Consider the following 14,732-nt stretch of genomic DNA (forward strand, 5'->3'; position numbering starts at 1 on the left):
GAGGCTGTCGCGCAACGGCAACATTTGGAAACAATGACTAGGCGCCCGGGTAGGACTATCGCGACATCATAGAACTAAGGCACTGATCTAATTCATTTCTCATGGTGTCTCCGTTTTGCCCCGCTGCCTCCAACCGACACGGCCGAGCAAACCATCGATCAAGGGCCAAAACAGCAGCACGATCGCCAGCGTCGTGATCGAGCCGACCAGCCCGTTCGACCAGAACACCTTCAAGGTCCCGCCGGAGCCGATCATGGACAGGCGGAAGGCATCCTCGGCGCGGTTGCCGAGCACGAGCGCGAGCGTGAACGGCGCCAGGGGAATGCCGATCTTCTTGAAGACGTAGCCGACGATTCCGAAGCCGAGCATCAGCCAGATGTCGAACATCGCGTTCTGGATCGCATAGGCACCGATGGCGCAGGACACCACGATCATCGGCGCCACCGCCGCAAACGGCACGCGCAGGATCGAGGCGAAGATCGGCACCGTCGTCAGCACCAGCGCGAGACCGACGACGTTGCCGAGATACATCGAGGCGATCAGGCCCCAGACGAAATCCTTGTGCTCGACGAACAGCAGCGGCCCCGGATTGAGCCCCCACACCATCAGGCCGCCGAGCAGGATCGCCGCGGTGCCGGAGCCGGGAATGCCGAGCGCCAGCATCGGCAGCAATGCCGAGGTGCCGGACGCATGCGCCGCCGTCTCGGGCGCGAACACGCCCTCGATGCGGCCCTTGCCGAAGCTCTCGGGCTCCTTGGCGAAGCGCTTGGCCAGATTGTAGCCCATGAAGGACGCCGCGATCGCGCCGCCCGGGGTGATGCCGAGCCAGCAGCCGATGAAGGACGAGCGCAGCAGCGTCACCCAATATTTCGGCAGGTCCTTCCAGACGCTGAGCACGACGCGCAGCGAAATGCTCGCCGCATGTCCGCGCAGCGCCAGTCGCTCCTCCATCGTCAGCAATATCTCGCTGATGCCGAACAGGCCGATCACCGCGACCAGGAAGTTGATGCCGCGCAGCAGCTCCGGCGACCCGAAGGTCATGCGGAGATTGCCCGAGACGGTATCCATGCCGATGCCGGCTAGGAGCAGCCCCAGCGACATCGAGATGACGGTCTTGTGCTTGGCCTCGCGCCCCAATCCGACGAAGGAGCAGAAGGTGAGCAGATACACCGCGAAGAACTCGGGCGGGCCGAACTTCAGCGCGAAGGACGAGATCATCGGCGCGAGGAAGGTGATCAGCATCACCGCGACCAGCGAGCCGATGAAGGAGGACGTGAACGCCGCGGTCAGCGCCTCCGCCGCCCTGCCTTGCTGCGCCATCGGATAGCCGTCGAAGGTGGTCGCGACCGACCAGGCCTCGCCGGGAATGTTGAACAGGATCGAGGTGATCGCGCCGCCGAACAGCGCGCCCCAATAGATGCAGGACAGCATCACGATCGCCGAGGTCGGGTCCATCGTGAAGGTGAGCGGCAACAGGATCGCGACGCCGTTGGGGCCGCCGAGCCCCGGCAGCACGCCGACGAAGATGCCGAGCACCAGCCCGACCATCATCAGCACGAGCGTCTTCCACGTCAGCAGGACCGCGAAGCCGTGAATCAGGAGACCAAACGCTTCCATCGCGATCCGTCCTAGCGCCCGAGGGCCGCTTCGAGCGGCCCTTTCGGCATGATGACGTCGAAGGCGATGTCGAAGGTGACGAACATGATCGCCGTGAACACGAAGGCGGTGAGCAGCGACTTCCACAGCGCGATCTTGCCGACGAGGCGCATGAAGCCCGAGATCAGGAGGAAGCTCGCGACATAGAGGCCGAGGAACTGGGTCACCACGCAGAACAGCAGCGTCGGCACGAACACCGCCATCACGCGGCGCGCTTGCGCCCGCGTCACGAAGACCTCGCGCGCCGCGCGGTGCGCGAGGAGCGCCACGATCAGGCCGTAGAGGCTGCCACCGCCGAGGATGACGCAGAGATAGAACGGGAAATAGCCGGGCTCGGGCCCGGTCGCATCCCAGGACGCGCCGGTGCGCCAATTGTCGTAGCCGAGCGTGACGGCAAGGGCCAGCAGCAGGAGGCAGACGACGATCTCGATCGTGCCGGAGGACACGACGGAGGGGGAGTCGTCCTCGGGCGCGGTCGGATCGTCGACGACAATTTCAAGATCGGTTTGAGACATCAGCTGTCAGGGACGGAGTGCGTTCAATTCCCCCTCTCCCCGCTTGTGGGGAGAGGGTCGGGTGAGGGGGAGTCTCCGCGGGGCCGGTGAGAGTTGGACTCGCGGAGTGTCCCCCTCACCCGCATCGCATCTGACGATGCGATGCGACCTCTCCCCGCGGGCGGGGCGAGGTGACGAGCAGCTACTTCGCGACGAATCCGGCTTCGGTCATCAGCGACTTGTTGATGGCGTCGTCCTCCTCGAGGAACTGCACCATGTCCTTGCCGGTGAGGAAGATCGGCTTCAACGCCTGCTTCTCCATGTAGTCCTTGTACTCGGCGGTCTGCGTGACCTTGTGGAAGAGATCGACATAGAACGCCTGCTGCTCCGGCGTGACCTTGCCGGGCAGGAACATCGCGCGCAGCATCAGGTACTGGACGTCGACGCCCTCCTCCTTGCAGGTCGGGATGTCGGCCCAGGACTGCGTCTCCGTCACCTTGCTGGTGTAGGCGATACGCTCCTTGTCGAACACGCAGAGCGGGCGCACCTGGCCCGCGCGCCAGACTTCGAGATTTTCGGATGGGTTGTTGACGTTGGCTTCGGTGTGGTTGCCGACCAGCTGGGTCGCAGCCTCGCCGCCGGACTTGTAGGGCAGATAGGAGAATTTCGCGCCGGTCTTCTGCTCCAGGAAGACGGTCAGCACGTGATCCTCACGCTTGGAGCCGGTGCCACCCATCTTGAACGGCGAGCTTGCCGCCTTCGCGGCTGCGACGAACTCCTTCACCGTCTTGGGCCCTGCGCTGTTGTCCCACAGCACAAACTGGTCGAGCGCGATCACCGAGACCGGGGTCAGCTCGCGCCAGTTGAACGGGATCTTCGCCGACAGTGGCAGCATGTAGATCAGCGAATAGGCGATCAGCACCTTGTTCGGATCGCCCTCGCTGGATTTCATGTACATCAGCGCTTCCGCGCCCGAAGCGCCGCCCTTGAGCGAGACGACCATCGGCTGCTTCATCAGATTGTTCTTCTGGATCGCGGCCTGCATCATCCGCGCCATCTGGTCGGAGGCGCCACCCGCGCCCGCCGCCACCACGATCTCGACGGGCTTTGCCGGTTCCCAGCCGGCGAAGGCCGGCGTGCTCAACAACAGCGCCGTCGCAGCGCCGACGACTTTTACTGGAATTCGCACGAGTTTCATCCCCTGATGTTTTTTTGAGTTGTAGTGCGGAAAATTCTATCCCTGCATTGTGCGGACTAATACTGACGAGTTCAAGCAGACGGGCAATTCAGCGCATATGACTTTCGACTGACGAAGCCGAAAGCTCACCAGGCTTTACCTGCCCTTCCAGTTCGGCGTGCGCTTATTGAGGAAGGCGTCCATGCCCTCGCGGAAATCCTCGCTCATATAGGCCTTCAGGATCAGGTCCTCGCCCTCTTCGCGCGACAGCGTGCGGCGGATACGGCGCACCGCTTCCTTGGTCGCTTCCAGCGTCAGCGGGGCGTGGCTGGCGACGAGCTTTGCGGTCTCGTCGGCGCGGCGCTGCAAGGTCTCGACGTCGGGCACGACCTCGTTGAGGAGGCCGAGCGCGAGGGCTTCCGGCGCCTCGACCAGGCGCGCTCTGAAGATCAAATCCTTGGTGCGGGCGGGACCAACCAGCGCGACGACGCGGCTGATGTTCGACATCGACAGGCAGTTGCCGAGCGTGCGCGCGATCGGAAAGCCCATCCGCGTCGTCTCGGTGCCGATGCGGAGGTCGCAGCAGGCCGCGATGCCGGCGCCGCCGCCGGTGCAGGCGCCGGCGATGGCCGCGATCACGGGCACGCGGCACTGCTCGAGCGTGCCGAGCACGCGGTCGATGCGGGCCTCGTAATCGAGCGCGTCCTGCGCGGACTTGAAGGCGCGGAACTGCGAGATGTCGGTGCCGGAGGCGAACGCCTTGTCGCCGGCGCCGGTCAGGATCAGCGCCTTGATCGAGCGATCGGCGTTGATCTCCTGGCAGATCTCCGCCATGCGGTCATACATGGCGAAGGTCATTGCATTGCGCGCCTGCGGGCGGTTGAAGGTGATCCGCGCGATGCCGTCCTGGACGGAGTAGAGCAGGTCTTCGTTGGCGGTCGGTGCGTTCATCGCGCGCTCACTTCTTCTTAGAGTTAGTTCAAGCCACCTGGGCCTTCGCCATCGGCATCATGTCGCGTCCCTTCAGGACGTCCATGGCCGCCAACACGCCGCCGCTCCGGTGCGGAATCTTTGCAAGATCGAGGCCCATCTCGACGCCGGCGAGCGTGCCCATCAGCATCAGATCGTTGAAATGGCCGATATGGCCGATGCGGAACACCTTGCCCTTGACCTTGTTCAAGCCGGTGCCGAGCGACATGTCGAAGTTTTCCAGCACCACCTTGCGGAAGGCGTCGGCCTCGTGTCCATCAGGCACGCGCACGCCGGTCAGCGCCGGCGAATGCGCGGCAGGGTCGGTGCACTGCGTCTCTAGGCCCCAGACCTTGACCGCAGCGCGTGTCGCCGCGCTGTGGCGCTTGTGGCGGGACCAGACGTTCTCCAGCCCCTCCTCTTCCAGCATCTTGACCGCTTCGCGCAGGCCGTAGAGTAGGTTGGTCGCAGGCGTATAGGGGAAGGTGCCGAGCTTGTTGAAGCTGATGACCTCCTGCCAGTCCCAGTAGGAGCGCATGCCGGGGTTGGCCTTGGCAACGCTGAGCGCCTTCTCCGAGACGGCGTTGAAGCCGAGCCCCGGCGGCAGCATCAGACCCTTCTGCGAGCCCGCGACCGAGACGTCGATGCCCCAGGCATCGTGCTCGTATTCCATCGAGCCGAGGCCGGAGATGGTGTCGACCATCAGCAGCGCCGGATGCTTGACGCGGTCGAGCAGCTTGCGTACGTCGAGGGGCGGCGTCACGCAGCCGGTCGAGGTCTCGTTGTGAACGACGCAGACCGCCTTGATCGCGTGCTGCTTGTCGGCGGCAAGGCGCTTCTCGATCTCGGCAAGGTCGGCGCCATGGCGCCAGTCGCTCGGGATGAAGTCGACGTCGAGCTTGAACTTGTCGGCGATGCCGCGCCACAGCACGGCGAACTGGCCGGTCTCGCACATCAAGACCTTGTCGCCAGGTGCGAACACGTTGACCATCGCCGCTTCCCAGGCGCCGGTGCCGGACGAGGGGAAGATGATCACGGGTTGCTTGGTGCGGAACACCCGCTGCATCGAGGCAAGGACGGCAAAACCGAGCTCGGCGAACTCCGGACCGCGATGGTCCAGCGTCGGCATGTCCATCGCCCGCAGCACCCGGTCGGGCACATTGGTCGGTCCTGGAATCTGTAAGAAATGCCTTCCAGTATGCACGGTCATCGGCGTCCTTCCCGGTCTAGCCTTGGTTTGGTGGGCGCCGAATAGCACCATTTGACCGGCTTGTCCCCTCCTCCAAGGGGGCCCGTCCGTGCATAACGGGCCGGCCTGCCCTCGGCTGCCGTCCCCCTCCATCGCGCCCGCCCTCACGTGCCGACGACCTTTAGATGCGGCGATGCATTGCCCGGCAGGCGCTGCTCCAACAGCTTCATCGCGACATCGACGCCGCCGGCGCGATGCGGCACGCCCGCAACCGACAGGCCCATCTCGACGCCGGTGAGCGCGCCGAGCAGCGTCAGCGCGTTGCATTCGCCGAGATGGCCGATGCGGAAGACCTTTCCGGCGACCTTCGACAGGCCCGAGCCGAGCGACATGTTGTAATTGTCGAGCACCACTTTCCGGAACTGGTCGGCGTCATGCCCCGGCGGCATCAGCACCGCCGTGAGCACCGGCGAGAACTCGGCCGGCTCCTGGCAGAGGATCTCGAGGCCCCAATGGTTGACGGCGGCGCGCGTCGCGGCCGCGAGCCGCTGGTGGCGAGCGAACACGTTATCGAGGCCCTCTTCGAGCAGCATCGCGATCGCCTCGCGCAGGCCGTAGAGCAGATTGGTCGCCGGCGTATAGGGGAAGAAGCCTTTTGCGTTGGGCTTGAGCATCTCCTCCCAGTCGAAATAGGAGCGCGGCATCCTGTTGGTTTTCGATGCGGCGCGGGCCTTGTCCGAGATTGCGTTGAAGCCGAGACCGGGCGGCAGCATGAACCCCTTCTGCGAGCAGCTGACGCTGACGTCGACCTTCCATTCGTCATGGCGGTAATCGACCGAACCGAGCGAGGAGATGGTGTCGACCATCAAGAGGGCCGGATGCGAGGCACGATCGATCGCGGCGCGGATCTCGGCGATGCGGCTGGTCGCACCGGTCGAGGTCTCGTTGTGCACGACCATGACAGCCTTGATCGCGTGCGAGACGTCATCGGTGAGCCTGGCCTCGATCACGGCCGGATCGGCGCCGCGGCGCCAGTCGCCCGGAACGAAATCGACTTCGATGCCGAAGCGCCCGGCCATCTGCCGCCACAGCGTGGCGAAATGGCCGGTCTCGACCATCAGCACCTTGTCGCCCGGCGACAGCGTGTTGACGATCGCGGCCTCCCAGGCGCCGGTCCCCGACGAGGGGAAGATCACGACCGGACCTTTGGTCTGGAAAATCTTCTGGCTGCCCTCGAGCACAGCCCGGCCAAGCTCGGCGAATTCCGCGCTCCGATGGTCGATGACCGGCATGTCCATGGCGCGCAGGACGCGCTCGGGGACTGGGCTCGGGCCCGGAATCTGGAGGAAATGGCGTCCCTGATGCATAAAAACCTCCCTGCCGGTGGGATTCTGGCCGGCTCTTTCGGCTATTTTGCATTCATTTTTTGTCCTTTCAATCTAAATTTGGTATTCGATTGTGGACGTCGACGCGACCGAATGGGCAAATTACTGTGCTGCAAATGAAATCCACGATTCCCGACACCGGGGTTCCGATTACCCCGCCCGCCGCAAATGGCGGCGACCGCCAGGAGGCCTCGCTTCATGGCGAGATCCTGCTGCGGCTGCGCGACTACGTGGTCGAGGGCAACATTCCGGAAGGCGGGCGCGTTCCCGAGCGGCAGCTCTGCGAGATGCTCGGAATCTCGCGCACGCCCCTGCGCGAAGCCTTGAAGGTGCTCGCTGCCGAGGGGCTGATCGAACTTTTGCCGAACCGCGGCGCGCGGGTGCGCCAGCTCAGCCAACGCGACCTCGAGGAGCTGTTCGACGTGATGGCGGGACTGGAGAGTTTGGCCGGGCGCCTCGCCTGCGAAGCCATTACCGACGCGGAAATCACCGCGATCGAGCAGCTGCATTATGAGATGTACGGCCACTACCTGCATCGCGACATGCACGGCTATTTCCAGGCCAACCAGCGCATCCATGAAAGCATCGTCGCGGCCGCGCGCAACGAGACGCTGAAGACGGCTTACGCCAACTTCGCCGGCCGGATCCGCCGCGTCCGCTACTCCGCCAATTTCGCCCGCAAGCGGCAGCGCTGGGCTGAGGCCATGCGCGAGCACGAGGCCATCCTCGATGCGCTGCGCCGCCGGGCCGCAAGCGAGCTCAGCGACATCCTGTTCCAGCACCTGCGCAACAAGCGGACGGCCGCGATCGAGCACTTGACCGAGCCCCAAGAGGACGCGCCAGCCTCGTCCTGAGGGCGGCCGGCTTGCTCATTTTGAATTCACAATATAATCGAACGCGAAACATAGTGAATAACTCAGCAAGGCTGGGCCACCTCGCTGGATCGGTCCGGGATCAGGGATGACAAACGCCTCCTCGCTCGAACGGCGCCTGCGCGCGGAAATAACCGGCGACGTCCTGTTCGACGGTTTTAGCCGCGGTCGCTACGCCACCGACGCCTCGTTCTATCAGATCATGCCGGCCGGCGTGGTCGTGCCCAAGACCATGGACGAGGCCTTGCTGTCGCTCGCGATTGCCCGCGACGAGGGACGCAAGGTGACCCCACGCGGCGGCGGCACCTCGCAATGCGGCCAGACCGTCAATGACGGGCTCGTGGTCGATCTCTCCAAGCATCTGAACCGGATCCTGTCGCTCGACGTCGAGGGCCGGACCTGCGTGGTCGAGCCTGGCATCGTGCTGGACGACCTCAACCGCCAGCTCAACAAGCACGGCCTGTGGTTTCCGGTCGACGTCTCCACGGCCTCGCGCGCCACCATCGGCGGCATGGCCGGCAACAATTCCTGCGGCGGCCGTAGCTTGCGCTACGGCACCATGCGCGACAACACGCTGTCGATGGAGGCCGCGCTCGCCGACGGCACGCTGAGCCGCTTCGGCGAGGTCTCCCGCGATCTCTCCGATCTCGAAGCCGGCGACAGCACCCGCGCCCTCTTCCGCGACATGCTCGATCTTGGCTCGCGCGAGGCCGACGAGATCGCCGCGCGCTTTCCAAAAGTGCAGCGCCGCGTCGGCGGCTACAATCTGGATGCGCTGGTGCCGCGCAATGCGCCGAACAATATGGCGCATCTCCTGGTCGGCTCCGAGGGAACGCTGGCCTTCACCACCAAGGTCGAGCTGAAGCTGTGGCCTGTCATCCGCAACAAGGCACTCGGCGTCTGCCATTTCGGCAGCTTCTACGAGGCGATGGACGCGGCCCAGCATCTGGTCAAGCTCAAGCCGATCGCCGTCGAGCTGGTCGACCGCACCATGATCGCGCTCGGCCGCGACATCGCGATGTTCAAGCCGATCATCTCTGCCGCGATCAAGGGCGATCCAGACGCCGTGCTGGTGGTCGAGTTCGCCGAGGAAGACCAGGCCGATAATCTGGCTCGGCTCAAGCAGCTCGGCGAGCTGATGGGCGATCTCGGCTTCGGCTGGACCAACGACAAGCGCAAATGGGGTGGCGTGATCGAGATCACTGAGCCGGCGCTCCAGAGCGGCATCGCCGATTTCCGCGCCGCCGGCCTCAACGTCATGATGTCGATGAAGCAGGAAGGCAAGCCGGTCTCCTTCGTCGAGGACTGCGCCGTGCCGCTGCCGCACCTCGCCGACTACACCGCACGGCTGAATGAGGTGTTTGCCAGGCACGGCACCAGCGGCACCATGTATGCGCATGCATCCGAAGGCTGCCTGCATGTGCGGCCCGTGCTGAACCTCAAGCTGGAGAAGGACGTCAAGGCGATGCGCGCCATCGCCGAGGAGGCGTTCGCCCTGGTGCGCGAGTACAAGGGCTCGCACTCCGGCGAGCATGGCGATGGCCTGGTGCGCTCCGAATTCCACGAAACCATGTTCGGTGAACGCCTCGTCGCCGACTTCAAGCAAGTGAAGCAGCGCTTCGATCCCGACGGCGTGCTCAATCCCGGCAAGATCGTCGATCCGCCCAGGATGGACGACCGCTCGCTGTTCCGCTACCGGCCCGACTATCGCGTCACCGAGCTGAAGACCAGGCTCGACTGGTCTGCTTATCCCGGCGCCGGCGGCGGCTTCCAGGGCGCGGTCGAGATGTGCAACAACAACGGTGCTTGCCGCAAGCTCGAGGGCGGCGTGATGTGCCCGTCCTATCGTGCGACGCGCAACGAGAAGGATGTCACGCGAGGCCGTGCCAACACTCTGCGGCTCGCGATCTCCGGCCAGCTCGGCCCCGATGCGCTCTCCTCCGACGAGATGATGGAAACGCTGAAGCTCTGCGTCTCTTGCAAGGCCTGCCGCCACGAGTGCCCGACCGGCGTCGACATGGCCAAGATGAAGATCGAAGTGCTGGCCGCGCGCGCAGAGTCTCATGGCCTCACGTTGCGCGACCGCCTGGTCGGCTATCTCCCGCGCTACGCCGGCCTTGCCTCGCGCTTCGCGCCGCTGGCGAATTTGCGCAACAGCAGCCCGCTCTTGCGAAAGCTGTTCGAGCGCTTTGCCGGCATCAGCGCGCGTCGTGCCCTGCCCGCCTTCCGCAACGATGTGTTCGTGCCGCCAGCTGACAGCGTGGGACCCGAGGCCGGCCGCGAGGTGGTTCTGTTCGCCGACACTTTCAATCGCATCTATGAGCGCGAAAATCTCGAGGCCGCGCTGCGCGTGCTCGCGGCCGGCGGCTACCGCGTCCATCTGCCGAAGCCGTCGAGCGGCAGCCGCCCGCTCTGCTGCGGTCGCACATTCCTATCAGCCGGCCTTGTCGACGAAGCCAAGGCCGAGCTCGATCGTCTCGTGGCCACCTTCGCGCCCTTTGCCGCGCGCGGCGTGCCGATCATAGGTCTCGAGCCGAGCTGCCTCTTGACGCTGCGCGACGAGCTGGCCTCGCTGCGCAAGGACAACGATGCCAAGGCGGTCGGCGCCCACGCGCTGACCTTCGAGGAATTCCTGGTGCGCGAGGCCGAGGCCGGCCGGCTGCAATTGCCGCTCGGTACCGTCGCCGACAAAGCCATTGTGCACGGCCATTGCCACCAAAAATCCTTCGGCGCCTTCAAGCCGGTCGAGCAGGTGCTGCGGCTCGTCCCTGGCCTTGAGGTCGAGACCATCGAATCGAGCTGCTGTGGCATGGCCGGCGCCTTCGGCTATGGCGCCGACACCTATGATGCCTCGATCGAAATGGCCGAGCTGTCACTGCTTCCGGCCGTGCGGCGCGCAGACCAGACGACGCTGGTCGTCGCCGACGGCACCTCCTGCCGGCACCAGATCCACGACGGTACCCAACGCGAGGCCCTTCACGTCGCGCGCGTGTTGGCGATGAGCCTCGATCGCGCCGAAACAAATTCCGCTTCTCCAGCTGCAAAGGAAACCAGCCATGGCTGACCTCTCGCTCGACACCGCTCGCAAGATCCTCGACGCCGCCTTCGCGAAGGCCGGCGAGCTCAAGCTGAAGCCGCTGGTCGTCACCATCCTGGACACGCGCGGCGTGCTCAAGCTCGCCGCCGCGCAGGACGGCACCAGCCTGATGCGCGCCGAGATCGCGCACGGCAAGGCCTATGGCGCGCTCGCGATGGGCATGGGCTCGCGCGCTCTATTCCAGCGCGCGCAGGAGCAGGCCTTCTTCATCGACGCCGTGAACACCATCGCCAAGGGCGCGCTGGTGCCGGTCCCCGGCGGCGTGCTGATCATGGATGGCACGACGCTGCTCGGCGCCGTCGGCGTCTCCGGTGACACCTCCGACAATGACGAGGCCTGCGCGGTCGGGGGCATCCAGGCTGCGGGATTAAAGGCCAATGCGGGGTAGGATTCGTCCGAGTTCGGAGGGAAGCGCCATGAGTTTCCGGACGATTTCACGCAAGCGGAAATCCAGCGCGCGTTGAGGTCAATGCCTCGCGTATCAGGCGTGGACGGACCAATTCAAGTGCAAGGGCCCGATGGCGCGATCGTCGAATTTCCGGCCGGCACCTCGCACGAGGAGATGACAACGGCGCTTCGAAAGCATTACGGAGTGCCTGCGCAACCACCATTGCCGCCGCTTCCGCCCGGCTACAAACTGGATCCGCCCGCTGCGGTCCCGCGACTACCGACGGCCTTCAAGTTGGACGTCCCGGTGGCCGCGCCAGAATTGCCGCAGGCAGCCGCCGCGCCGGCGCAGCCGAAGCTCGTGCCGGTGGATCACGACCCGTTTGCACCGCCCGTCGCGCCGGCCACCCCCGGCTTGGGCGCGCAGAACGCCGCACGGGAAGGGCGTCTTTACGTCACCCCTGAAGCGCCGAAACCGATCGAGCGCCCTGTTTAGGTCCTGCCGAGCAGCGTCGGCGGCGCGGTGCGCGACTTCCAGGTCGGTGCCCAAGGCGTCGGCAAGGGGCTCACTGACATCGTCACCGGCCCGTTCGACCTTGTGGCCGGCGCCCAGAACGCCGCCGTCGGCGGCATCAACAAGCTGCTCGGCACGAACATCCCGATGGCCACGCCGGCGTCCAAGCTGGTTGAGAAGGCGGTCGACGCCACCGGCATCCCGGTCATCGACCCCGCCACGATGTCGCGCAGCGAGAAGCTCGCCTACGACGTCAACCGGTTCGGCACGCACGCCATCGGCACCGGCGCCATGCTGGCGCAGCGCGCGCCAAGCGTCGCAGCCGCGGCAAGCCGGTCTGAGACGGTCCCAGAGCGAGTCTTGGACCACATGGCGCGGCCATACACCGAAGCCCCCGCCCGTACTCTCGTTGGCGATACGATCGGTGGAGCGGGCGCCGGCGTCGCAGTCAATGCGTCGGACAACTACGTTCCTGACGACGCAAGCGTCTTCGGCCGCTACGTCGGACATGGCCTAAAGGACGCCGCGAATCTAATCGCTCCACTGGTCGGTGCTTCCGGCGCCAACACATTGCAGGCCGGCGTCGAAGGCCTCGCTGGCATGATCCGTAACCTCGCATCCAAGACATTTGCATCCGCGCCGGCGCCGATCCCGCTCAATCCGACCACTAAGGCACCATACAGCAACGCCGACGTAGACCGAGCCGCGGCGAGGTTTCAGTCAACTGCGACAGGCTCTCCACAAGCTTTGGCCCAAGACATCCGCGAAAACGCAGAGGCTCTCGCGGTCCCAGGCGAGGGCGGATCGGCGCTTCAGGCATCTGCGATGCCGACGTCCGGATTGCTCTCGCGCGATCCCGGCCTAATTGCTGCCGAGCAGGGCGCTCGTCTCAAATCATCGCCGGCCTTCGTGAAGCGGGATCAGAACGTGATGGGACAAACGACCCGAATTTTGAAGCGGGCATACGCCCTGCACGATCTCGTGAAAATGATTCAAGAGCTCGAGGATCTGCGAGAGAAGGTCCGGCTCGCCGAGGCCGCCAGAGTGCTGCATTAACCGAAACGGTTTACCAGAGGGCCTACTTTGCCCTCGCCCTCCGCTTAGCTCAGTTGCAGCGTCGAACCGAATCTACTTTGATGAACGCGAACTCTGGAGGAGGCATGATGCGTGTTCGGCTGAGTGTTTATGCGACCGCCATCTTGATCTTAAGCACTGCGAATGCATCGGCATTCTCGATGAGTTTTCGATGGTGCGGCCTCAGTTCTCCAGTGTTTGCATTGAGCGGCGTGCCAAAGGGGACGACAACCCTGCAATTTCACATGATTGATCTTCAGGTCCCCAGCTACAATCACGGTGGGGGAACGGTACCTTACAAAGGGCAGTCTACGATAGCTTGTGGCGCATTGAACAATTATTCGCCCCCAAGCCCGCCGAGCGGCAGCCATTCTTATCAAATTACTGCCACGGCATTTGGCGCCGCCAATTCGAATCTCGGCTCAGCGAGCTTCACACGCGAATTTCCAGAGAAGAAGTGACTTGAACGCGAGGCCTGAGTTTGCAGCTGCTTCCTTGCGTCCCCCTCGGGTCGCGGAATGTCCCGAAATCGGTTTGGGGCCGTGCAGGAAGATGACGAGCACCCGAGCGACGCACCACTAGCCGGTTAATTATTCGGGCCGCATGGAACGCATCCTTCGTAAGAGGCGCCTGGCATCAGCGCATCCTTCAGCGGCAAGCCCCTGCGCAGATGCCTCATGACAAGATTGGGTTTCTCAAGACCTCGCCGCTCTGTCGCCTTGCGGCCTTTCCAAGCAACGCGCCCATTGCACCCTCCTCGAAGCGCAGAATTGCGCTGCCGAAGGGCGCGCCTGAGTCGCGGCGGGTCAAAGACCCTAGGGTGGCAATCCACCGCTTGTTGCAGCGCTTTCCCTTGCGCTCGCCCTCCGGTTGCGTCACAAAAGCTCAAACTGGGGAACGCAAAAATGACCGTAAAGAACTGGTTCCGCGTAGCAGCTTTTCTGATCTTGCCGTCCTTCGCTCTGAACATCGCGACTGTCGTTTTGGTCGGCGGCTCTCTCATTGAGGCTCAAAAACAAACCGAGCAGCAGCGCGAATTTCTTAGTGGGCTAACTGCATTCACGATGTCTGCGGCAGAAGCGATGCGGCAGGAACAGACTGCGCTCATGACCTCTACCGCAAGAGCAATGCGGCAGGAGCAGGCAGATGCAAACGCCGAGATAAGACAGAAAATAAGCGAGTATCTCAGCAAACTTGCAAATAGAACCGAGGCCGTGGCACTACCGCCGAATCGCTAGAACGGCCCGCATAGATCGGCCGTGCGAGCCTGCTTGTCCCGTGTTGCGGCATGACGTGGTGGAACCAGTTCACCGCTACGATCGTTTTCTAGCGTGATTGCTGCAGGAGGAACGGCCGTGAAGCGATGTTTCTTGGTGTTCGCCGCTGTGGTGGCCCTGAGCGCGGGCGAGATAACCACTGCGAACGCCCTCGACTTTGATATCGGTCCAGGCGGCGTTTACGTCGGACCACACCGGCATCGGGGCTACTACTACGACCGCGACCGCTATTACGGCTCCTATAACCGATACGGCGGCGACAGTTGCGAGATGTGGCAGCACGAATGTGCCCGTTCTTACGGGGGCGGGTACATGTATGAACGCTGCATGTCCCGGCCAGCAGCGGTCATGGCTTGCGGACGCTAGTATCAGGCGCTGGTCTGCAACGTCGCAGCACACTGCCGAGGCACTCCCGAATCGCTAGAACGGCGATCCGCTCGCGTGCATGGCGTTGTAGACGAGCGTCGCCAACGTCGCCTGTCCCGTGTCGCTGAAATGCGTGTTTTCCAACAGCCGGCCGGTCGCTCCAATGGAGTCCGCGTTGACACCGGCGAAGATGTGCATGTTGTCGACGACCGCCGCCTGCGCAATAGCTCGCCCATTCGTCCATCATGCGCCGGCGCTTCTTCCGCATGTCGCCG

The 14,732-nt window shown here is 64.2% G+C and carries 14 protein-coding genes; 7 read left to right on the forward strand and 7 right to left on the reverse strand.

Annotation, left to right across the window (positions count from 1 at the left end; translation table 11 throughout):
* Window positions 1–99 precede the first annotated feature (99 nt).
* The 6 genes from CWO91_RS21195 to CWO91_RS21220 form a co-directional block, all read right to left on the reverse strand.
* Window positions 100–1,617: a tripartite tricarboxylate transporter permease gene (locus tag CWO91_RS21195; RefSeq protein WP_130215959.1), complete on the reverse strand. Its 1,518-nt coding sequence runs from the start codon at window positions 1,615–1,617 to the stop codon at window positions 100–102.
* Between the two features lie 11 nt (window positions 1,618–1,628).
* Complete coding sequence (locus CWO91_RS21200) at window positions 1,629–2,171, reverse strand: tripartite tricarboxylate transporter TctB family protein (RefSeq protein ID WP_130215961.1); 543 nt, start codon at window positions 2,169–2,171, stop codon at window positions 1,629–1,631.
* 181 nt (window positions 2,172–2,352) lie between these two features.
* Complete coding sequence (locus CWO91_RS21205) at window positions 2,353–3,339, reverse strand: Bug family tripartite tricarboxylate transporter substrate binding protein (protein WP_433995568.1); 987 nt, start codon at window positions 3,337–3,339, stop codon at window positions 2,353–2,355.
* A 144-nt stretch (window positions 3,340–3,483) separates the two neighbouring features.
* Window positions 3,484–4,278: an enoyl-CoA hydratase/isomerase family protein gene (locus tag CWO91_RS21210; protein WP_128945008.1), complete on the reverse strand. Its 795-nt coding sequence runs from the start codon at window positions 4,276–4,278 to the stop codon at window positions 3,484–3,486.
* Window positions 4,279–4,306: 28 nt separating this feature from the next.
* Window positions 4,307–5,506, reverse strand: a complete 1,200-nt coding sequence (locus CWO91_RS21215) for a pyridoxal-phosphate-dependent aminotransferase family protein (RefSeq protein ID WP_130215965.1) — start codon at window positions 5,504–5,506, stop codon at window positions 4,307–4,309.
* 143 nt (window positions 5,507–5,649) lie between these two features.
* The gene (locus CWO91_RS21220) at window positions 5,650–6,852 is read right to left on the reverse strand and encodes a pyridoxal-phosphate-dependent aminotransferase family protein (protein WP_130215967.1); all 1,203 of its coding nucleotides are present in this window, start codon (window positions 6,850–6,852) and stop codon (window positions 5,650–5,652) included.
* Between the two features lie 134 nt (window positions 6,853–6,986).
* Here CWO91_RS21220 and CWO91_RS21225 point away from each other — a divergent pair, with 134 nt between their 5' ends.
* The 7 genes from CWO91_RS21225 to CWO91_RS21255 all read left to right on the forward strand — a co-directional run bounded on the left by CWO91_RS21225 (window position 6,987) and on the right by CWO91_RS21255 (window position 14,052).
* On the forward strand, window positions 6,987–7,724 hold the full coding sequence (locus CWO91_RS21225; RefSeq protein WP_165405598.1) for a GntR family transcriptional regulator: 738 nt from the start codon (window positions 6,987–6,989) through the stop codon (window positions 7,722–7,724).
* Window positions 7,725–7,830: 106 nt separating this feature from the next.
* Window positions 7,831–10,806 carry an FAD-binding and (Fe-S)-binding domain-containing protein gene (locus tag CWO91_RS21230; RefSeq protein WP_130215971.1) on the forward strand — a complete coding sequence of 992 codons (2,976 nt, stop codon included), beginning with the start codon at window positions 7,831–7,833 and terminating at the stop codon, window positions 10,804–10,806.
* Window positions 10,799–11,227, forward strand: a complete 429-nt coding sequence (locus CWO91_RS21235; RefSeq protein ID WP_130215973.1) for a GlcG/HbpS family heme-binding protein — start codon at window positions 10,799–10,801, stop codon at window positions 11,225–11,227. The genes CWO91_RS21230 and CWO91_RS21235 overlap by 8 nt, the downstream gene beginning before the upstream one ends.
* A gap of 117 nt (window positions 11,228–11,344) precedes the next feature.
* On the forward strand, window positions 11,345–11,722 hold the full coding sequence (locus CWO91_RS21240; protein WP_130215976.1) for a hypothetical protein: 378 nt from the start codon (window positions 11,345–11,347) through the stop codon (window positions 11,720–11,722).
* Window positions 11,723–11,749: 27 nt separating this feature from the next.
* The gene (locus CWO91_RS21245) at window positions 11,750–12,796 is read left to right on the forward strand and encodes a hypothetical protein (protein ID WP_130215978.1); all 1,047 of its coding nucleotides are present in this window, start codon (window positions 11,750–11,752) and stop codon (window positions 12,794–12,796) included.
* Between the two features lie 104 nt (window positions 12,797–12,900).
* Entirely contained in the window at window positions 12,901–13,275 is a 375-nt protein-coding gene (locus CWO91_RS21250; protein WP_165405599.1) for a phospholipid-binding protein, read from the forward strand.
* A 444-nt stretch (window positions 13,276–13,719) separates the two neighbouring features.
* Entirely contained in the window at window positions 13,720–14,052 is a 333-nt protein-coding gene (locus CWO91_RS21255) for a hypothetical protein (protein WP_130215982.1), read from the forward strand.
* Window positions 14,053–14,511: 459 nt separating this feature from the next.
* On the opposite strand, the gene CWO91_RS43115 is transcribed toward CWO91_RS21255, so the two are convergent.
* Complete coding sequence (locus CWO91_RS43115) at window positions 14,512–14,655, reverse strand: hypothetical protein (RefSeq protein WP_165405600.1); 144 nt, start codon at window positions 14,653–14,655, stop codon at window positions 14,512–14,514.
* Window positions 14,656–14,732 lie beyond the last annotated feature (77 nt).

The sequence above is a fragment of the Bradyrhizobium genosp. SA-3 genome (genome assembly GCF_004212635.1).
GTDB lineage: Bacteria > Pseudomonadota > Alphaproteobacteria > Rhizobiales > Xanthobacteraceae > Bradyrhizobium.